General features: G+C 69.2%; 17 protein-coding genes. 14 read left to right on the top strand and 3 right to left on the bottom strand.

Annotation, left to right across the window (positions count from 1 at the left end; translation table 11 throughout):
* Positions 1 to 66: 66 nt before the first annotated feature.
* The 3 genes from MARPU_RS00465 to MARPU_RS00475 form a co-directional block, all read right to left on the bottom strand.
* On the bottom strand, positions 67 to 1374 hold the full coding sequence (locus MARPU_RS00465; RefSeq protein ID WP_043762374.1) for an ammonium transporter: 1308 nt from the start codon (positions 1372 to 1374) through the stop codon (positions 67 to 69).
* A gap of 35 nt (positions 1375 to 1409) precedes the next feature.
* Positions 1410 to 1748 carry a P-II family nitrogen regulator gene (locus MARPU_RS00470; protein ID WP_005222057.1) on the bottom strand — a complete coding sequence of 113 codons (339 nt, stop codon included), beginning with the start codon at positions 1746 to 1748 and terminating at the stop codon, positions 1410 to 1412.
* 73 nt (positions 1749 to 1821) lie between these two features.
* Positions 1822 to 2544, bottom strand: a complete 723-nt coding sequence (locus MARPU_RS00475) for a TorF family putative porin (RefSeq protein ID WP_005222056.1) — start codon at positions 2542 to 2544, stop codon at positions 1822 to 1824.
* A gap of 416 nt (positions 2545 to 2960) precedes the next feature.
* Between MARPU_RS00475 and ubiK the strand changes: the two genes are divergently transcribed.
* From ubiK to MARPU_RS00545, 14 genes are all read left to right on the top strand, one after another.
* Positions 2961 to 3227: a ubiquinone biosynthesis accessory factor UbiK gene (ubiK, locus tag MARPU_RS00480; RefSeq protein WP_005222055.1), complete on the top strand. Its 267-nt coding sequence runs from the start codon at positions 2961 to 2963 to the stop codon at positions 3225 to 3227.
* Between the two features lie 18 nt (positions 3228 to 3245).
* Positions 3246 to 4766: a YifB family Mg chelatase-like AAA ATPase gene (locus MARPU_RS00485; RefSeq protein WP_005222054.1), complete on the top strand. Its 1521-nt coding sequence runs from the start codon at positions 3246 to 3248 to the stop codon at positions 4764 to 4766.
* Positions 4767 to 4828: 62 nt separating this feature from the next.
* The gene (locus tag MARPU_RS00490) at positions 4829 to 6727 is read left to right on the top strand and encodes an ATP-binding cassette domain-containing protein (protein WP_005222053.1); all 1899 of its coding nucleotides are present in this window, start codon (positions 4829 to 4831) and stop codon (positions 6725 to 6727) included.
* 16 nt (positions 6728 to 6743) lie between these two features.
* Positions 6744 to 7286, top strand: coding sequence for a DUF2939 domain-containing protein (locus tag MARPU_RS00495; protein ID WP_005222052.1), 543 nt, complete (start codon positions 6744 to 6746; stop codon positions 7284 to 7286).
* Between the two features lie 223 nt (positions 7287 to 7509).
* A complete protein-coding gene (locus tag MARPU_RS00500) occupies positions 7510 to 10014 on the top strand; it encodes a glycogen/starch/alpha-glucan phosphorylase (protein ID WP_005222051.1) in 2505 nt (834 codons plus the stop codon).
* A gap of 177 nt (positions 10015 to 10191) precedes the next feature.
* A complete protein-coding gene (locus MARPU_RS00505; protein ID WP_005222050.1) occupies positions 10192 to 11526 on the top strand; it encodes a Glu/Leu/Phe/Val family dehydrogenase in 1335 nt (444 codons plus the stop codon).
* A 71-nt stretch (positions 11527 to 11597) separates the two neighbouring features.
* Entirely contained in the window at positions 11598 to 13484 is a 1887-nt protein-coding gene (gene speA, locus MARPU_RS00510) for a biosynthetic arginine decarboxylase (protein WP_005222048.1), read from the top strand.
* A gap of 28 nt (positions 13485 to 13512) precedes the next feature.
* The gene (locus MARPU_RS00515) at positions 13513 to 13875 is read left to right on the top strand and encodes a hydrogenase maturation nickel metallochaperone HypA/HybF (RefSeq protein ID WP_005222046.1); all 363 of its coding nucleotides are present in this window, start codon (positions 13513 to 13515) and stop codon (positions 13873 to 13875) included.
* A gap of 175 nt (positions 13876 to 14050) precedes the next feature.
* Positions 14051 to 14926: a hydrogenase nickel incorporation protein HypB gene (gene hypB, locus MARPU_RS00520; protein WP_005222044.1), complete on the top strand. Its 876-nt coding sequence runs from the start codon at positions 14051 to 14053 to the stop codon at positions 14924 to 14926.
* Positions 14927 to 14982: 56 nt separating this feature from the next.
* Positions 14983 to 15450, top strand: a complete 468-nt coding sequence (locus tag MARPU_RS00525; protein WP_005222043.1) for a coiled-coil domain-containing protein — start codon at positions 14983 to 14985, stop codon at positions 15448 to 15450.
* A gap of 118 nt (positions 15451 to 15568) precedes the next feature.
* Positions 15569 to 16042 carry a hypothetical protein gene (locus MARPU_RS00530; RefSeq protein WP_005222042.1) on the top strand — a complete coding sequence of 158 codons (474 nt, stop codon included), beginning with the start codon at positions 15569 to 15571 and terminating at the stop codon, positions 16040 to 16042.
* A complete protein-coding gene (locus MARPU_RS00535; RefSeq protein WP_005222041.1) occupies positions 16042 to 18162 on the top strand; it encodes a glycosyltransferase in 2121 nt (706 codons plus the stop codon). Before MARPU_RS00530 ends, MARPU_RS00535 begins: the two co-directional genes overlap by 1 nt.
* Positions 18159 to 19034, top strand: coding sequence for a glycosyltransferase family 2 protein (locus tag MARPU_RS00540; protein WP_005222040.1), 876 nt, complete (start codon positions 18159 to 18161; stop codon positions 19032 to 19034). Before MARPU_RS00535 ends, MARPU_RS00540 begins: the two co-directional genes overlap by 4 nt.
* Complete coding sequence (locus MARPU_RS00545) at positions 19031 to 20047, top strand: NAD-dependent epimerase/dehydratase family protein (RefSeq protein ID WP_005222031.1); 1017 nt, start codon at positions 19031 to 19033, stop codon at positions 20045 to 20047. Before MARPU_RS00540 ends, MARPU_RS00545 begins: the two co-directional genes overlap by 4 nt.
* The last annotated feature ends 259 nt before the right edge of the window (positions 20048 to 20306 follow it).

Consider the following 20306-nt stretch of genomic DNA (forward strand, 5'->3'; position numbering starts at 1 on the left):
CGCGACGCCCGGGCGCCGCGCAGGGAGCGGGGCGAGCGGCCGGAGCCGCTCGCCGTGGTGGCGGGGTCAGAGGATATAGCCGCGCTCGTCGTGCAGCGAGAGGTCGAGACCCTCGGTCTCCTGCTCCTCGTCGACGCGCAGCCCGATGGTGGCCTTGAGTCCGAGCAGCAGCAGCAGGCTGACGATACCGCCGTAGACCAGGGTGGCGATCACCGAGACGAACTGGATCCACACCTGGGCGCCGATGCCGTCGACGCCGTCGGCCAGGCCCGCGCCGCCGAGCGCCGGGGCGGCGAACACGCCGGTGAGCAGGGCACCGACGATACCGGCGACGCCGTGCACGCCCCAGACGTCGAGCGAGTCGTCATAGCCGAGCCAGTGCTTGACCTTGGTCGAGGCGATGAAGGCGAAGATCGCGCCGCTGAAGCCGATGACGATCGCGCCCATCGGGCCGGCGGTGCCCGAGGCCGGGGTGATGGCCACCAGACCGGCGACCGCGCCGGTGGCGATGCCGAGCACCGAGGGTTTGCCGTGGCTGATCCACTCGGCGAACATCCAGGTCAGCGCCGCGGTGGCGGTGGCCAGCTGGGTGACGGTGAGCGCCATTGCCGCGGTGGAGTCGGCGGCGAGTTCGGAGCCGGCGTTGAAGCCGAACCAGCCGACCCACAGCATCGCCGCGCCCATCACCGTCAGCCCGAGGTTGTGCGGCGGCATCGCCGTGGTCGGGTAGCCCTTGCGCTTGCCGAGCACGATGGCGGCCACCAGCGCGGCGATACCGGCATTGATGTGCACCACGGTGCCGCCGGCGAAGTCGAGCGCGCCCATCTCGCCGATCCAGCCGCCACCCCAGACCCAGTGGGCGATGGGGATGTAGACCAGGGTCAGCCACAGTGCCATGAAGATCAGCATCGCCGAGAACTTCATGCGTTCGGCGAAGGCGCCGACCATCAGCGCCGGGGTGATGATGGCGAAGGTCATCTGGAAGGTCATGAACAGCGACTCGGGGATGCTCCCGGAGAGGGTGTCGACCTGCAGTCCGGCGAGGAACAGCCGCTCGAGGCCGCCGATCCAGGCGTTGTTGGCACCGCCGTCGGTGAACGCCAGGCTGTAGCCGTAGACGGCCCACAAGAGACTCATCAGACAGGCGATGGCGAAGCACTGCATCAGCACCGAGAGCACGTTCTTGGCACGCACCAGACCGGCGTAGAACAGCGACAGGCCGGGCAGGGTCATGAACAGCACCAGCGCGGTGGCAGTCAGCATCCAGGCGGTGTCGCCGGCGCTTAGCGCGGCGTCGTCCTGGCCCCAGGCGAGCAGGGGCGAGAGCAGCAGCGCGACCAGCAGGGGCGCGCGCAGGGTCGTCGAATGTCGCATCGGATTCACCGTTACATCTCCTAGCACTGCCTGGCTCAAAGCGCGTCCGGACCGGTCTCGCCGGTGCGGATACGGGTGACCTGGTCGAGGTCGAACACGAAGATCTTGCCGTCGCCGATCTTGCCGGTGCGGGCGGCGGTGCTGATCGCCTCGACCACCTTGTCGACCATGCCGTCGTCGACGGCGATCTCGAGCTTGATCTTGGGGAGGAAGTCGACCACGTATTCGGCGCCGCGGTAGAGTTCGGTGTGGCCCTTCTGGCGACCGAAGCCCTTGACCTCGATCACGGTGATGCCGGAGACCCCGATGTCGCCGAGCGCCTCGCGCACGTCGTCGAGCTTGAAGGGTTTGATGACGGCTGCAACAAGTTTCATCGCGAATGAACTCCTGTGAGGACCGGAATCCCTGCTCCGGTCCGGGGTTGGGGGCGAGCGCGTGTGGCGTTGCTCAGAACTCCTTGTTCCAGCCCACCCAGACCTTGGGGTCGTCGTCGTAGGTGTCGCGACCGACCTGGTCGTAGTTCAGGCTGAAGGTGCCGAAGTCGCCGGCCTCGCGGCTGATCGAGGCGCCCCAGTGGCCGTAGTCGTTGCCGCCGTCGTTGTACTCGAAGTCGGTGTAGCCGCCGTAGACGGTCAGGCCGAGGTCGAAGGGCAGGGTGAAGTCGAGGCTGGCGTGGTAGTAGAGATCGCCCTGGATGTAGAGCGCCTCGTCGTTGTTCACCCCCGGAGCGCCGTCGGCCTGACCGTAGACGGTGTAGGCAATGCCGGCGGTGAGCCAGCGGTAGCTGAGGCTGGCGGCGAGTTCGGCGAAGTCGCTGTCGCGACCGTCGGGGTAGGCGTAGTAGACGGCACCGAGGTCGTAGCCGAGTTCGTCGGTGATGTTGCCGGCAAAGCCGAGATAGGCGTCGAGCTCGTAGCTGGTGTTGTCGCCGAAGTCGACGTTGGAGGCCCAGGTGCCGGCGTAGAAGCCGCTCTCGTGGGCGTAGTCGAGTCCGCCCTGGACGGCGGCCTGGTCATCGGTCTGGCTCTGGCCGCGCCAGATGTAGTTGCTGACCACGCCGATGTTGGCGCTCACCGAGTGCGGGCCCTCGGCACTCGCGCCCTGCCAGGGCATGAGCGCCGCGCTCAGTGCGGTGGCGGTCAGGATGGCGCCGATGCGTGCTTGCTGCATTGACTGATACCTCTGTTTGCTTGCGTTGGGTCGTGGCGGTTGCCGTCCATGTGCGCCGCAGTCGGCTGTTGGGTCGAGCCGGGGACGCGAAAACGTTCAGTGGACATCAGCACATCGCGTGCCAGTTGCCGTTTGAGGCGTGTTGGAGACGCTTTTCGGCATCATGTGCCAAAGTGGCAACAGAAGAGTGCACCGGATTGGTGCCGGTTGGGTGTCGGCGGTCAGATTAGCGCACCAAAAGAAGGCGGCACAGCACCGTCGATCGGCGCAGACGGCACCGTGCGACACACCTATAATGTGGGCCCAAGGGCGCCTCTGCGCGGTTCTTGTCGTCGTCCCGCGAAGCGGTCGGCGGCCTCGTCCAACCCCACCCACAGCGCGCGCGGACCGGTGTGTTCGCGCCGAAGGAATCGATCATGCTAGATCCCAAGCAACTCGACGACCTGGCCCAGCGGTTCGCCGCGAACATGCCCAAAGGCCTGCAGATGTTGCAGGAAGACATCAATCGCAACGTCAAGGCCTCGCTCGAATCCGGGCTCTCCAGGCTCGATCTGGTGACCCGCGAGGAGTTCGACGTGCAGTCGGCGGTACTCGCGCGTACCCGTGAGAAGGTGATGGCGCTCGAGGCCCAGGTCGCGGCGCTCGAGCAGGCGCTCGGCGCGCGTCGGTCGAACGCCGACTGACCCGGTCGCGATCCGGCGTTGGCGCTCTGCACCCTGCACAGCCGCGCCTGCGTGGGCATCTCGGCCCCGGCGGTCACCGTCGAGGTCCATCTCTCCTCGGGACTGCCGGCGTTGTCGTTGGTGGGGTTGCCCGAGGCTGCGGTGCGCGAGAGCAAGGAGCGGGTACGCGGAGCGCTGCTCAATGCCCGCTTCCGCTTCCCCGACGGTCGCCTGACCATCAATCTCGCTCCCGCCGACCTGCCCAAGGAAGGCGGGCGCTTCGACCTGCCGATCGCGCTCGGTATCCTCGGTGCCTCGGGACAGCTCGGTGCCGCCGGGCTCGATGACTGCGAGTGTCTCGGCGAGCTGGCGCTCTCCGGCGCGCTGCGCCCGGTCACCGGGGTGATCCCCGCGGCGCTGGCCGCGCGCGCGGCTGGACGCACCCTGATCCTGCCGCGCGCCAATGCCGAGGAGGCGGCGCTGGTCGGCGGGCTCGAGCTGCTCCCGGCCGAGCATCTCGGCGAGGTCTGTGAGCATCTCGCCGGGGTGCGTGCGCTGAGGCCGCACCCGCAGGGGGGCGAGATCGTCACCGCGCCGACTGGCGCCGATCTCCGCGAGGTGCGCGGTCAGGCGCAGGCCAAGCGGGCGCTTGAGGTCGCCGCCGCCGGCGGCCACAGCCTGCTGCTGATCGGCCCGCCGGGCAGCGGCAAGTCGATGCTGGCGAGCCGGCTGCCGGGGTTGTTGCCGCCGTTGAGCGAGGACGAGGCGCTGGAGAGCGCGGCGATCCGCTCGGTGAGCGCCAGCACGCCGTTCGATCCGGTGCGCTGGCGCGAGCGACCGTTCCGCGCCCCGCATCACACCGCCTCGGCGGTGGCCCTGGTCGGCGGTGGGGGCAACCCGCGTCCGGGCGAGATCTCGCTGGCGCATCACGGGGTGCTGTTCCTCGACGAGCTGCCGGAGTTTGACCGGCGGGTGCTGGAGGTGCTGCGCGAGCCGCTGGAGTCGGGTCATATCGACATCTCGCGGGCGGCGCGTCAGGCACGCTTCCCGGCGCGTTTCCAGCTGGTGGCGGCGATGAACCCCTGCCCCTGCGGTTATCTCGGCGACCCCGGTGGACGCTGTCACTGCAGTCGCGAGCAGGTCGCGCGCTATCGCGCGCGGATCTCGGGGCCGCTGATCGATCGCATCGACCTGCAGCTCGAGGTGCCGCGGGTCGAACTCGGCGCGTTGCTCGCGCCCTCGGCCCCGCAGGCCGAGGACTCGGCGACGGTGCGCGCGCGGGTGTGCGCGGCGCGTGAGCGCCAGCAGCACCGCGCCGGGTGCGCCAACGCCGCGCTCGATACCGCTGGCCTCGAGCGCGACTGCGCGCTCGAGGCCGCGGGGGTACGGATGATGGAGCAGGCGATGGCCAGACTGGGGCTCTCGGCGCGCGCTTATCACCGGGTGCTCAAGGTCGCGCGCACCATCGCCGACCTGGAGGGCGCGCCGCGGATCGCCCCGGCCCATCTCGGCGAGGCGATCGGCTATCGCCGTCTCGACCGCGCCGCCGAGCGGCCCTGAAGACGCATCGCGCGGGCCTCTCGCCCGCGCACCACAGTGTTCGCAACCGATACCGGATCATCATGCTGCAACTTCAAGAGCTCAGCCTGCGCCGTGGCCCCAACCTGCTGCTGGAGGGCGCCGACGTCACCGTCTATCCCGGCCAGCGGGTGGGACTGGTCGGCGCCAACGGCTGTGGCAAGTCGAGCCTGTTCGCGCTGTTGCTCGGCGAACTTGGCGCCGATGCCGGCGCCGTCTCGCTGCCGCCCGACTGGGTGATCGCCCATGTCGCCCAGCACACCCCGGACACCGAGCGCGCGGCGATCGAATTCGTCCTCGACGGTGACCGCGAGTTGCGCGAGATCGAGCGCGAGCTGGCCCGCGCCGAGGCCGACGGCGACGGGCTGCGTCACGCCGAGTGGCTGGGTCGACTAGAGGCGATCGACGGCTATGGCGCCGAGAGCCGCGCGGCGCGGTTGCTCCACGGTCTGGGTTTTGCCCCCGGCGACGAGCGCCGCCCGGTCAACAGCTACTCGGGTGGCTGGCGCATGCGCCTGGCACTGGCGCGGACCCTGATGTGTCGCTCCGACCTGCTGCTGCTCGACGAGCCGACCAACCATCTCGACCTCGATGCGGTGATCTGGCTCGAGGGCTGGCTGCGGGCCTATCCCGGCACCCTGGTGCTGATCTCGCACGACCGCGACTTCCTCGATGCCGTGGTCGGTCAGGTGCTCGCCCTCGAACAGCGTCGCCTGACCCTCTATACCGGCAACTACTCGGCCTACGAGCGTCAGCGCGCCGAGCGTCTCGCCCAGCAGCAGGCCGCCCACGAGCGCCAGCAGCGCGAGATCGCGCACATGCGCGGCTTCGTCGACCGCTTCCGCGCCAAGGCCACCAAGGCGCGTCAGGCGCAGAGTCGGCTGAAAGCGCTCGAGCGCATGGAGCTGATCGCCCCCGCCCATGTCGACTCGCCCTTCCGCTTCGCCTTCGCCGTCCCGGAGCACCTGCCGCGCCCGCTGTTGCGGCTCGACGCGCTGCGCGCGGGTTATGCCGATCGGGTGATCCTCGACGGGGTCGGGCTGGGGTTCGAGCCGGGCGACCGCATCGGCCTGCTCGGGCGCAACGGCGCCGGCAAGTCGACCCTGATCAAGGTCCTCGCCGGTGAGCTGGCGCCGCTCGCCGGACGTTGTGAGCGCGCCCAGGAGCTGCGTGTCGGCTATTTCGCCCAGCACCAGCTCGAGGCGCTGCGCGCCGAGGACAGCCCGCTCATGCACCTGCGCCGACTCGATCCCGAGGCCACCGAGCAGCAGTTGCGCGATTTTCTCGGCGGCTTCGGTTTCTCGGGTGATCGCGCGCTCGATCCGGTGGCGCCCTTCTCCGGTGGCGAGAAGGCGCGTCTGGCACTGGCGCTGATCATCTACCAGCGCCCCAACCTGTTGCTGCTCGACGAGCCGACCAACCACCTCGACCTGGAGATGCGCCATGCTCTGAGCGAGGCGCTGCAGGGCTTCGAGGGGGCTCTGGTGGTGGTCTCGCACGACCGTCACCTGCTGCGGGTGACCACCGATACCCTACTGCTGGTCGACGACGGCCAGGTCGCGCCCTTTGCCGGGGATCTCGACGACTATCCCGCCTGGCTCGCCGGGCGAGTGGCCGCGGGCGCCAGCGCCGATGAGCCGGCCCAGGCGCGCGCCGGTAACGAGCGGCGCGAGCAGCGCCGTCAGGCCGCCGAGCAGCGCAAGGCGATGGCGCCGCTGCGCCAGCGCGAGCGGCGTCTCGAGGCTGCGCTCGAGCAGCTGGCGACGCGGCGCGAGACGCTCGATCAGACGCTCGCCGATCCCGCGCTCTACGAGGAGTCGGCCAAGTCGCGGCTACTCGAGCTGATGGAGGAACACCGCCGGCTCGAGGCCGAGCTGGTGGCGACCGAGAGTGAGTGGCTCGATGTCTGCGAGGCACTCGAGCAGTTCCAGGAGACCTGTTGAGCGCCGGACTCGCGCGATGATGCCGCTGTTTCCCGATCCTTCTCGTTTTCGCGCCCACTGGTCGGCCGCTCGCTGGCGTGGTCTGGGGACGCTCCTGAGGCCGCTGCTGTTGGCGCTGCTGACCTTGTTGTCGCTCTATTGCGTCTGGCCCTATGCAACCCTGTGGCGCATCGATCACGCCCTGGCCGAGGATGACTGCGCGGCACTCGACGGGTTGGTCGATCTGCCGGCGATCCGCGCCGAGATCGCCCATCGGCTCAACAAGGAGCACGAAACGGTGATCGGCGAACTCTCCGATGGCTTCATCCAGTGGTTGGAGTCGGGGATTCGGCGTAACGGTCGTGGCGCGCTCGACGAGCTGGTGACCCGCGACTGGGTGTGCGAGCGATTGCAGGCCGCGACACCGCCGGGCGAGGCCCTGACCGATCAGCTCGCCGGGGCCTGGTTCGTCGCGCCCCGTGAGTTCAGCGCGCGGCTCGTGGCCGCCGGTGCCGAGACGGTACACATCCGACTGCGCCTCCAGGGCGTGGGCTGGCGGCTGGTGACGCTGTATTACTGAGTGCCGGTCGCTGCGCCGTGGGGCACGGCTTCATCGAGTCGACCCGACCGGCGGCTATGATGGTCTGCGGTGAGTCGCGTGTGGGGCCGTACATCCTGGCCCGCGCCTTGCTGACGCTATTGCCCAGAGGATCCGATCGCGATCCGGGTCGTGTTCGGTAGCCGCCGTGTCGCGGTCTGCCCGACGGCCGATCTTCACACACGACTGAGGACCCATGTGCGCCATGTCTCCCTACAAGACGCTCTTGCAGAACCCGCTCAGCGAGCACCTCTTCGATCTGCCCTCACTGCCGATGGACGCCGCGGGGCTCGCCCGGGACTTCCAACGCTATTACGGCTATACCCTGGGGCGCGACAGTGACTCGCTGGCGGCCTACTACCCCTATGCGGCGCTCGCCATCACCCTGCGCGACCGGCTGATGGAGCGCTGGAAGCGTACCCGCCAGGCCTACGACGGCGACAAGTGCCGGCGGGTCTACTATCTCTCGCTGGAGTTCCTGATGGGGCGGGCGCTGTCCAACGCCATGCTCAACCTCGGGCTCGAGGACGCGCTGACCAAGGGCCTGCACGATCTCGGCGTCCAGCTCGAGGAGCTGGCCGAGAACGAGCCCGACCCCGGGCTCGGCAACGGTGGCCTGGGGCGGCTGGCGGCTTGCTTCCTCGACTCCTGTGCCACCCTGCAGTTGCCGGTGCGCGGCTACGGGCTGCGCTACGAGTACGGCATGTTCCGTCAGGTAATCGAGCACGGCGCCCAGGTCGAGGAGCCCGATCACTGGTTGCGCGACGGCAACCCCTGGGAGCTGGAGCGCCCCGAGTTCACCCAGCGGGTGCAGTTCGGCGGGCGCACCGAGCGCTATCTCGATCACCGTGGGCGCGAGGCGGTGCGCTGGGTCGATACCTGCGACGTGCTCGCCGTGCCCTACGACCTCCCGGTGCCCGGTTATCGCAACGATACGGTCAACACCCTGCGGCTGTGGAAGGCGGCGGCCACCGACGACTTCAATCTCGACGAGTTCAACGCCGGCAGCTACACCGAGGCGGTGGCGCAGAAGAACCAGGCCGAGCACATCACCATGGTGCTCTATCCCAACGATGCCAGCGAGAACGGCAAGGAGCTACGCCTGCGTCAGCAGTTCTTCCTCGCCAGCGCCAGCATCAAAGACGTGTTGCGCGACTGGACGCGGCTCAACGGCGAGGACTTCTCGCGTTTCGCCGAATTCAACTGCTTCCAGCTCAACGACACCCACCCGGCGGTCTCGGTCGCCGAGCTGATGCGCCAGCTAGTCGACGAGCATCAGCTCTCCTGGGACACCGCCTGGGGCATCACCCGCGAGACCATGGCCTACACCAACCACACCCTGCTGCCCGAGGCGCTGGAACGCTGGCCGGTGCGTCTGTTCGAGCAGCTGCTGCCGCGTATCCTCGAGATCATCTACGAGATCAATGCCCGCTTCCTGATGGAGGTCGAGCGGCACTGGCCGGGCGACAACGAGCGACTGCGGCGGATGTCGCTGATCGAGGAGGGGCACGAGCCGCAGGTGCGCATGGCCTATCTGGCGATCGTCGGCAGCTTCTCGGTCAACGGGGTGGCGGCGCTGCACTCCGAGCTGCTTAGACAGGGGCTGTTCCACGACTTCTACGAGCTCTGGCCGGAGAAGTTCAACAACAAGACCAACGGGGTCACGCCGCGCCGCTGGTTGGCGATGTGCAACCCGGGGCTGGCGGGGCTGCTCGACGCCGAACTCGGCGGTGACTGGATGTGTGATCTGGAGCGTCTCGAGGGGCTCGCCCCCCTGGCCGAGGATGCCGCCTTCCGCGCGCGCTGGCGCGAGATCAAGCAGGAGAACAAGCGCCGTCTGGCCGAGGTGGTGGCGCAGATCTGTCACGTCGACTTCCCGCTCGAGGCGATGTTCGACGTCCAGGTCAAGCGCATCCACGAGTACAAGCGCCAGTTGCTCAACGTGCTGCACGTCGTCCATCTCTACAACCGCATCAAGCAGGGCGATACCCGCGACTGGACCCCGCGCTGCGTGCTGCTCGGTGGCAAGGCCGCGCCCGGCTACGTGATGGCCAAGCAGATCATCAAGTTCATCAACAACGTCGCCGCTGTGGTCAATGCCGATCCCGATACCGCCGGTCTGTTGCGGGTGGCCTTCGTGCCCGACTACCGGGTTTCGCTGATGGAGGTGATTGCCCCTGGGACCGACCTCTCCGAGCAGATCTCGACGGCGGGCAAGGAGGCCTCGGGCACCGGCAACATGAAGTTCATGATGAACGGTGCGGTGACCATCGGCACCCTCGACGGCGCCAACATCGAGATCCGTGAGCAGGTCGGCGCCGACAACTTCTTCCTCTTCGGGCTCACCGCCGAGGAGGTCGTGGCGACTCGCGCCCACTACGACCCCAACGGCATCATCGCTGCCGATCCGGCGCTGCGCGAGGTGATGGGGTTGATCGAGTCGGGGTACTTCAACCGCTTCGAACCGGGGATCTTCGACGCCATCACCCTGTCGATCCGCAATCCGCACGACCCCTGGATGACCGCGGCTGACTTCCGCAGCTATGTCGACACCCAGGAGCAGGCCGCTGCGGCCTATCGCGATCCCGAGCGGTGGTGGCGGATGAGCATCCTCAACAGTGCGCACAGTGGCCGCTTCTCGTCAGATCGCACCATCGGCGACTACAACCGCGACATCTGGCGACTGCAGACGATCACGCCACGCGACTGAGCGGGCTGGCCGTTTTCCGCGTTGCAAGCGAGGATATTTCCGAGGCACCTTGTCGGTGGCCGACCCCACGGCCACCGTCGACCAGCCCCAAAGGGGCTGGTCGGGTGTCCGGGGCGTCCTGTCCCCGTGCTGCGCACGCCCCCGTGGTCGTGCGCGGCGGTTATCGCTGGAGCCGTCATGACCGACACCCAATCCTCGCAGTCCACCCCGCTCGCCGACGAACTCGACCCCGAGCGCATCCTCACCGAGCAGTTCCATCGTGCCCGCACCCATCTCAGCGAGGTGCCGCCGGGGCTTGTGGACTATCTGCGCCTGCCACGGCGCACCATCAACGTCAGCGTCCCGGTGCAGATGGACGACGGACACATTCGCCACTTCGAGGGCTATCGGGTGCTGCACAGCCGCATGTTCGGTCCCGGCAAGGGCGGCATCCGCTATCATCCGGCGGTCAGTCCCGGTGAGGTGAAGGTACTCGCGGCGCTGATGAGCTGGAAGTGCGCGCTGCTGCACCTGCCCTTCGGTGGCGCCAAGGGCGGGGTCGCCTGCGATCCCAAGGAACTCAGCGAGGGCGAACTCCGACGCATCACCCGACGCTTCATCTCCGAACTCGGTGACAACATCGGCCCCTATACCGATGTCCCGGCCCCGGACGTCTATACCGACGCCCAGACCATGGCCTGGATCTACGACACCTACGACCAGCTCCACCCCGGTGAGAACAACCTGCCGGTGGTCACCGGTAAGCCGCGTGAACTCGGCGGCTCGGCCGGTCGTACCGAGGCGACCAGTCGTGGCTGTGTCTACACCGCCGAGCGGTTGATCGCGCTCGGTGGCGTGCCCGGGCTCGACAGCCTGCAGGGCGCGCGAGTGGTGATCCAGGGCTTCGGCAACGTCGGTCGCATCGCGGCGCGGCTGTTCCAGGAGATGGGCGCGCACATCCGCGCGGTGAGTGACTCCGGGGGGGCGATCCTCGCCGAGAACGGCGATACGCTCGACCTCGATCGGGTCGAGGCCCACAAGGCCGATCACGGCTCCGTGGTCGGGGTGCCGGGCAGTCGCACCATCACCAACGACGACCTGCTCGCGCTCGAGTGTGACATCCTGGTGCCGGCGGCGCTCGGCGGCCAGATCCACAGCGGCAACGCCACGCGGGTGGCGGCGCGGCTGGTGGTCGAGGGCGCCAATCGTCCGATCACACCCGAGGCCGATGACGTGCTCGCTGCGCGTGGCATCGTGGTGCTGCCCGATATCCTCGCCAACGCCGGTGGCGTGACCGTGAGCTATTACGAGTGGGTGCAGAACATCGAGCACCACAGCTGGTCGCTCGAGGAGGTCAACAACCGGCTGCGCACCCGCATGTTCGACGCCACCGACCGGGTGGTTGCGCGCTGGCGCGGCTTCCCCCAGGATTGCGCCGAGCAGGGGCTGTGCGGCGATCTGCGCACCGCCGCCCTGGTCGAGGCGCTCGATCGACTCGCCAAGGCGACTCTGCAGCGCGGCATCTGGCCCTGATCGGGCCTGCGCCCGCCGGGCTTCGGTCCGGCAGGCGTGCATCATCATTCTGGAGCGAGGAGACAGGCGCGGTGGATCAAGCGGCCCGACGCTGCAACGAGATCTATGCCATCGACCGTTGGGGCGAGGGCTATTTCACCATCAACGGGGCGGGGCACCTGTGTGCCCGTCCCGATCCTGAGGGCGCGGTCGAGGTCGATCTCGCCGCGCTCGCCGCGCAGCTCGACGCCGAGGGGTTGTCGCTGCCGGTGCTGGTGCGCTTCACCGATATCCTCCGCCATCGCGTCGCCGCGCTCGCCTCGGCCTTTGCTGCGGCCGGCGCCGCCTGCGGCTACCGGGGCGGTTACCAGCCGGTCTATCCGATCAAGGTCAATCAGCAGGCCGGGGTGGTGCGCGAGATCCTGCGCTCCGGCCAGGCAGGGCTTGAGGCCGGCAGCAAGCCCGAGCTGATGGCGGTGCTGGCGCTCTCGCCCCCCGGCGGGCTGGTGGTCTGCAACGGCTACAAGGATCGCGAGTACATCCGTCTGGCGTTGATCGGGCAGCGGCTCGGGCTGCGCGTGCACCTGGTGATCGAGAAGCCCTCGGAGCTGGCGCTGATCCTCGACGAGGCCGAGCGTCTCGGCGTCGAGCCGCTGCTCGGGGTGCGGGTGCGGCTGGCCGCGGCGGCCGCCGGCAACTGGCAGAGCAGCGGTGGCGAGAAGGCCAAGTTCGGGCTCTCGGCCAATCAGGTGCTGGCGTTGGTCGAGGCGCTGCGCGAGGCCGGTCGGCTCGACTGGCTGCGGCTGCTGCATGCCCATCTCGGCTCGCAGATCCCCAGTGTCCAGGACATCCGTGCCGGTGTCGCCGAGCTGACGCGCTTCTATGTCGAGCTGCGCCGATTGGGCGCGCCGGTCGGCTGTCTCGATGTCGGCGGCGGGCTGGGGGTCGACTACGAGGGCACCCGCACCCGCAACTACTGCTCGGTCAACTACGGCTTCGCCGGCTATGCCCGCGCGGTGGTCGAGACGGTGGCCGCCGAGTGTCGGCGCGCCTCCCAGCCCGAGCCCGACCTGCTGAGCGAGTCGGGGCGGGCGCTGACCGCCCACCATGCGGTGCTGATCACCAACGTCATCGATCGCGAGCGCGCCGCCGGGCTCGGCGTCGAGCCGCGCGCCGAGGAGGGCCAGGCGCTGCTCGACGCGCTCGCCGAACAGCTGCGCGAGGCCGGGCGCGGTGCCCCCCAGGAGATCTATGCCGAGTCGCGCGAGCTGCTCGAGGCGGTGCGCGCGGGCTTTGCCGACGATGCCGTCGATCTCGCCACCCGTGCCCGTGCCGAGGAGCTGTTCTTCGCCGTCTGTCGCCGTCTGTCGGCGCGGCTCGACCCGGCGGTGCGGCGTCATCGCGAGCTGGCCGACACCGTCAATGCGCTGCTCGCCGACAAGCTGTTCTGCAACTTCTCGCTGTTCCAGTCGATGCCCGACGTCTGGGCGCTCGATCAGCTCTTCCCGATCGCGCCGATCCAGCGTCTCGACGAGCTGCCCGGGGCGCGCGCGCTGGTCCACGACCTCACCTGCGACTCCGACGGCTGTATCGAGCACTATGTCGACGAGGGCGGGGTGGAGACCAGCCTGCCGATCCATGCCGACGCCGCCGAGAGCGCGCCCTATCTGCTCGGGTTCTTCATGGTCGGCGCCTATCAGGAGATCCTCGGCGACATCCACAACCTGTTCGGCGACACCGATGCGGTCAACGTCGAGCTCGACCCCGAGGCCCCCGCGGGCTACCGGCTGTGCGAGGCCGAGCGTGGCGATTCCACCGACGAGCTGTTGAGCTATGTGCACTTCGAGCCGCGCACCCTGCTCGCCCACTACCGGCGCAAGCTCGATGCCGCCGGACTCGATCGTGATACCCGCGAGCGGCTGTTCGTCGAGCTCAAGGCCGGGCTCTACGGCTACACCTATTTCGAGGGCGGGGGCTGATCCCGCCGCGACGCGCGGAGGTTGCGGGATGCATGAACTCTCCATCTGTCAGGCGCTGCTCGATCAGGTCGAGCGGATCGCCGACGAGCACGGCGCCACCCGGGTCGAGCGCATCCTGTTGCGTATCGGGCCGCTCTCCGGGGTCGAACCCGACCTGCTCGAGCGCGCCTATCCGCTGGCCGCCGCCGGGACCCGCGCCGAGTGCGCGACCCTGGCGATCGAGTCCGCGCCGGTGCAGGTGCGCTGTCTCGACTGCGGCGCCGAGAGCACGGTCGAGTCCAACCGGCTGCTGTGCGGGACGTGTGCCGGGTATCGCACCCGCCTGATCAGCGGCGACGAGATGTTGCTGGCCAATCTGGAGCTGTCGATCCCCGACGACCCGGCGTCATGACCGGATTCTGACTAACCGGTGACGGTTGTGATGACATACACTCACGCCAAGGCTTGGATTCAGGAGACGTTGGCGCCAGCATCCGGTGGATGGATGACCCGGACAGGGTTCGCGCGATCGCTGCCGAAGTGGCGCGCCATCGTTCCAACAGCGCATCTCTAGCGGAGATCTCGTCATGTGCGATACCTGTGGCTGCAACATCACCCCCGGCAACGAGCACCTGGTGCGCGATGGCGGACGTCACGCCCGGACCGAGGACGGTCGCGCGGCGGTCAGCGTGCTGCGCAACCTGCTCACGGAGAACGACCGTCAGGCCCGTCACAATCGTGAACACTTCGATCGTCACGGCGTGCTGGCGATCAACCTGATGTCCTCGCCGGGCGCAGGCAAGACCCGTCTGCTCGAGGCGACCATCGAGGTGCTCGGGCCGAGTTGCCGGATCGCGGTGATCGAGGGCGATCTCGAGACCGAGAACGATGCCGAGCGCATCCGCGCCAAGGGCGTGCAGGCGGTACAGATCGCCACCGGCAGCGCCTGTCATCTCGATGCCCACATGGTCCATCAGGCGCTGCACCAGATCGATCTCGACGGCATCGACCTGCTGTTCATCGAGAACGTCGGCAACCTGGTCTGCCCGGCGAGCTTCGACCTCGGCCAGCACCGCAACGTCACCCTGCTGTCGGTGCCCGAGGGCGACGACAAGCCGGCCAAGTACCCGGTGATCTTCCGCGCCGCCGACCTGGTGCTCTGCACCAAGGGCGATCTGCTGCCGGTGCTCGAGGACTTCGACCCCGAGCGCGCCGAGCGCCATCTGCGCGCGCTGGCGAGCGTGGCGCCTTTCGATGTGGTCTCGACCCGTGGCCCCGGTGAAATCGAACCCTGGCTGATCTGGCTGCGCGACGAGCTGCAGGCACAGGACACCAGGCGCGCGCTCGGCCGGACCATCCATCCGCTGATCCAGCCCGACGGCGCCTTGCTGCACGGCGACGCCCAGGAGGGTGAGCATCACGGTCACGGTCATTTCCATCAAGCCGCGCAGAGTCACGGCTGATCCCACCGGCGCGTTGCCCGATCCCCGATCCCGTCAAGCCACGAGGAGGAGCCTCCGTGTCAGTCCCAAAGTTCACCAGACGTTCCGCGCGCGCGATCGCGCTGCTCGCCCTGCTGGCGCAGGTGCCGGCGGTGTCGGCGTTCAACTTCGGCGACATGATGAACCCCAGCCGCTGGATGGGCGGTGATCGCTACGACGACGACTATTACGACGGTCCCTACGGCCCCTATGCGCCGCCCTATGGCCCCTATGGTGGTCCGGGGTATGGTGGTGCGCCCTATGGTGGTTACGGTATGCCCTATGCGCCGGCTCCGGCCTATCCCGGCATGCCGGGGACCACGCCGGCGTCACCGGTCGCGCCCACGGTGACTGGTGCGCCCGACGCGACCGCCGAGGAACTCGAGGCGCTCAAGCGTCGGGTCGAGGAACTCGAGGCGCGTCAGCGCGCCGCCCAGCCGCCGCAGGGACCGCCCCCGGGTGACTGGCCGACACCGCCCGGATTCCGTCCGATGAACCAGTACTGAGCCCGGCGCCGGACGCGACCGTCCCCGTCGCCCCGGCGGGGACGGCGCTGTGCCCGGTGGGCGCGGCTGCTAAGATGCGGCTCGTCAACTGGGCTTCATCGACTGGAGGTCGCGTCCGATGTCACGGATCACTCGCGCGCTCTGCGCGCTGGCGCTGCTCTGCGCCCCACTGTCTTCACCGCTGGCCGCGGGCGGCGCCATCGTCCACCAGGCCGAGACCAGTCTCGAGGCCGCGCTCGACGGGCTGCAGGCGGCGATCCTCGAACGCGGTCTCTATATCAACAACGTCCTCGATCTGGGCGAGATGTTCGCCCGCACCGGCGCGGACCTCGGTTTCACCGAGCCGGTCTACGGCGAGGCGCGCTCGGTCGAGTTCTGCAGCGCCGTGCTCTCGCGCGAGATGATGCGCGAGGACCCGACGCGGATCGTCAACTGCCCCTTCGTGGTCAGTCTCTACACCCTGCCGGACGACCCCGCGACCGTCCATGCCGCCTATCGCGCCATCCCCGCCGAGCTGCAGGCCGCAAGCCCGGTGATGCGCGAGGTCGCCGAGCTGCTCGACGCGCTCGCGCGCGCGGCGCTGGAGTGGTGATGGCGACCATGGCGATGCCGCAGGGGGTCTCCCGCTTACTCGATCTGGTCCGTCGCTACGGTCCGCGCGCGCTGCACGTGCTGCGTACCGAAGGCTCCCGGGTGCTCGTGCGCAAGCTCGCGCGACGGTTGCGTACCACGCCGCTGCGCATCCCCGATCCCCCCGTCCTGCTCGCCTTCGACGAACCCTTCGAGCCGATCGCGCTGTCCGCGCCCGAGCACCCACGGGTGTCGGTGGTGATCCCGATCCACGGTCAGTTCGGCTACACCCATCATTGTCTGGCCGCGCTCGCGCGCTGCGGCGACACGGCGCGCTTCGAGGTGGTGGTGGTCGACGATTGCTCGCCCGACGACAGCGCCGCGCGGCTCGCCGCCTATCCCGGGGTGCGGCTGATCCGCAACCCCGAGAACCTCGGTTTCGTCGGTACCTGCAACCGTGGCGCCGAGGCCGCGCGCGGCGAGCTGCTGGTGTTCCTCAACAACGACACCCAGGTGCAGCCGGGCTGGCTCGACGCCCTGCTGGCGACCTTCGACGACTATCCGGACGCGGGCATGGTCGGTGCCCGGCTGGTCTATCCCGACGGTCGTCAGCAGGAGGCCGGCGGCATCCTCTTCGCCGACGGCTCGGCGTGGAACCATGGTCATCTCGACGACCCGCACCGCCCCGAGTACGGCTATGTGCGCCCCGTCGACTACTGCTCGGGCGCGGCGCTGGCGATCCCGCGCGCGCTGTTCGAGCGTCTCGACGGCTTCGACCGGACCTTCGCTCCGGCCTATTACGAGGACACCGACCTGGCGATGCGGGTGCGTGCCGCCGGGCTCCGCGTCTACTACCAGCCGGCAGCCTGGGTGGTGCACTTCGAGGGGGTGAGCGCCGGGCGCGACCCCGAGGCGAGCACCGGGCTCAAGCGCTATCAGCGCATCCACGCCGAGACCTTCCACGCGCGCTGGGGCGAGACGCTCGCCGGGTACGGCGCGCGCGGCGAGGCGCTCGACCGGGTCAAGGACCGTGCCCTGGCGCGGCGTGCGCTGGTGGTCGACAACTATATGGTGACCCCGGACCGCGAGTCGGGCTCGCTGCGCATGGTCAACCTGTTCGCCATCCTGCGCGGGCTCGGCTATCAGGTGACCTTTGCCGCGGCCAACCTGGAGGCGCCCGAGCCCTATGTCGGCGCGCTCCAGCAGCGCGGGGTGGAGGTGCTCTATCGTCCGCATGTGCCCTCGGTCGCGCGTCATCTGGCCACCCAAGGCGCGCGCTACGACCTGGTGGTGCTCAGCCGCGCCGATGCCGCCGCGGCGCTGATGGAGGCCGCGCGGCGTCACTGCGCGCGGGCGCGGATCGTCTTCGACACCGTCGACCTGCACTTCCTGCGCGAGCGCCGGCTCGCCGAGTTGCGTGGCGACGCGGCCACCCGCCGGGTCGCCGCGCGGCGTCGCGATCAGGAGCTGGCGCTGATGCGCCGCGCCGATCAGACCTGGGTGGTAAGCGAGGCCGAGCGCGCGCTGCTCGCCACCGAGGCGCCCGACGTCGAGGTGCATCTGGTCTCCAACATCCATCGCATCTTCGGCTCGGCGCGTCCCGCCGCCGAGCGCCGGGGCCTGCTGTTCATCGGCGCCTTCGCCCATCCGCCGAACACCGACGCGGTGCTCTTCCTCGGGCGCGAGCTGATGCCGCTGCTGCGCGAGCGCCTGCCTGGGGTGGTGCTGCGGGTGGTCGGCGCCGAGCCGCCGCCGGAGGTGCGCGCCCTCGCCGCGCCGGACATCGAGATCCTCGGCTATGTCCCCGATGTCGCGCCGCTGTTCGCCAGCTCGCGGGCGTCGGTGGCGCCGCTGCGCTACGGCGCCGGGGTCAAGGGCAAGATCAATCAGAGCCTCGCCCACGGGCTGCCAGTGGTGGCCACCGCGGTGGCCGCCGAGGGCATGCATCTGGTCGACGGCGAGTCAGTGCTGCTCGGCGAGGATGCCCGCGCGCTGGCCGACGCCATCGCCCGGGTCTGTGTCGACGACGCGCTCTGGCAGCGCCTCTCCGACGGCGGGCTGGCGGTGATGGAGCGCCACTTCGGTTTCGCCGCCGCCGAGCGCGCGGTGCGGGTCGCGCTCGACGAGGAGGTGGGCCGATGAGCGTCACGCCGCTGGTCAGTGTCATCGTTGTCAACTACAACGCCGGGGCGTTGCTCGCCGAGTGTGTGACGGCGGTGCTCGGCTCGACGGTCGCCGTTGAGGTGATCGTCAGCGACAATGGCTCGGTCGACGACAGCCTCACCCGGTTGCGCGCGCGGGTCGGTGCCGATGCGCGGCTGCGGATCGTCGAGAACGGTGCCAACCTCGGCTTCGCCAAGGGCAACAACCGTGCCCTGCCGCTGGCCGGTGCGCCCTGGCTGCTGTTCCTCAACCCCGACTGCATCGTCGCCCCCGATACCCTCGGTCGTATGGTCGAGGCGCTCGAGGCCCATCCCGAGGCGGGGATCGCCGGGTGCATGGTGCGTGATCCGGACGGTGCCGAGCAGGTCGCCTGTCGGCGCGCCATCCCCGATCCCTGGATCGCGCTGCGCCGACTGCTCGGACTGGAGCGGCTCGGTGGCGCCGGGCTCGACCAGCGTCATCTGCCGCCGCCGCGTGAGTCGGTGACGGTCGAGGCGACCTCGGGCTCGTTCATGTTCGTGCGCCGCGCCGCGCTCGAGCAGGTCGGGCCGCTCGACGAGGGCTATTTCCTGCACTGCGAGGACCTCGACTGGTTCGTGCGCTTTGCTGAGGCCGGCTGGCGGGTGCTGCTGGTGCCCGGGGTCGAGGTGGTGCATCACAAGGGCGCCTGCAGCGGTGGTGATCCGCTGGCCGTCGAGCGCCACAAGCATCGCGGCATGGAGCGCTTCTATCGCAAGTTCCAGTACCGGCGCTATCCGCGTCCGTTCAGCTGGCTGGTGATCCTCGGTATCCGTCTGCACCTGGGGCTGCTGGTCGCGCGTCAGTGGCTGGGCCGGGGGCGGACGGTATGAGCCTGCGCACGGATGAACTCGGGCCGGTGCTGGTCACCGGCGCCACCGGTCGGGTCGGGCGGGTGCTGGTCGAGGCGCTGCTCGCGCACGGTCAGCGGGTGGCGGTGGTCAGCCGCGCACCGGCGGTGGTCGAGCGGCTGTGGCCGGGGCGGGGGGTGGAGACACGTCGCGCCGATCTCGCCCGTCCCGAGACACTTGCCGGGGTCTGTGCCGGGGTCGAGACCCTGATCCATCTCGCCAGCTATGCCCCGGCGGCCGACGAGCCCGACATCTACGAGGCCCCGGGACACTGGACGGTGATCGCCGAGGGCACGCGCGCACTGATGGCCGAGGCGCGCAGCGCCGGGTCGCTGCGGCGGATGCTCTATCTCAGCACGGTCAAGGCGATGGGGGATGCGACCGGGGCGCTCGGCCATCCGGTCGGCTCCGACGAGGTCGAGCCCGCGCCCGAGACCGCCTACGGGCGCGCCAAGCTGGTCGCCGAGGGCGAGTTGCTGGCGAGCGCCGCCGCGCTCGACATCCCCGGCTGCGTGCTGCGCCTGCCGATGGTCTACGGGTTGGCGGGGGAGGGCAACCTGGCGCGGATGATCGCCGCCGTCGCCGCCCATCGCTTCCCGCCCTGGCCACGGATCGACAATCACCGCTCGGCGGTGCACGTCGAGGACGCGGTGGCCGCGGTGCTGCTCGCCGTCGCCCACCCGGCGAGCGCCGGGCGCACCTATTGCGTGACCGATGGTGGCGCCTATTCCACGCGCTGGATCTACGAGCGCATCTGTCGCGCGCTCGGTCGCCCGGTGCCGCGCTGGACGGTGCCGCTGTGGGCGCTGCGCACCGTCGCCGGGGTCGGCACGCTCGGCGAGCGCCTGCTCGGTCGGCGCATGCCCCTGACCCTGGAGGGGCTCGACAAGCTTGTCGGCGATGCCTGGTTCTCCTCGGCCATGCTCGAGCGCGAGCTGGGGTTCCGTGCCCGGCACCGGCTCGGTGACGAGATCGATTGCTTGGTGCGGAGATAGCGCTGCAGGCATGAACGCGCTTGTCGCGTGAGGTCTGTGGTGTCCGTGTTCGACGGGGACGACGGCCTCATGGGGATCGGGCGAGCATTGCCGCATCATTTCCCACCCCGCCCGGGTGGCTGCAGCTCTCATGCCGATTTTGCGATGCATTCTGCCAGTCGCTTCCCGAGTTACCTCGGGAGACGACCGACATTTTCTGTCGTCATCCCATCAGGTTGTTTTTAACTATTTGATTTTTATTTGATTTATAAGGTGGCTC

The sequence above is a fragment of the Marichromatium purpuratum 984 genome, assembly GCF_000224005.2.
GTDB classification, from domain to species: domain Bacteria; phylum Pseudomonadota; class Gammaproteobacteria; order Chromatiales; family Chromatiaceae; genus Marichromatium; species Marichromatium purpuratum.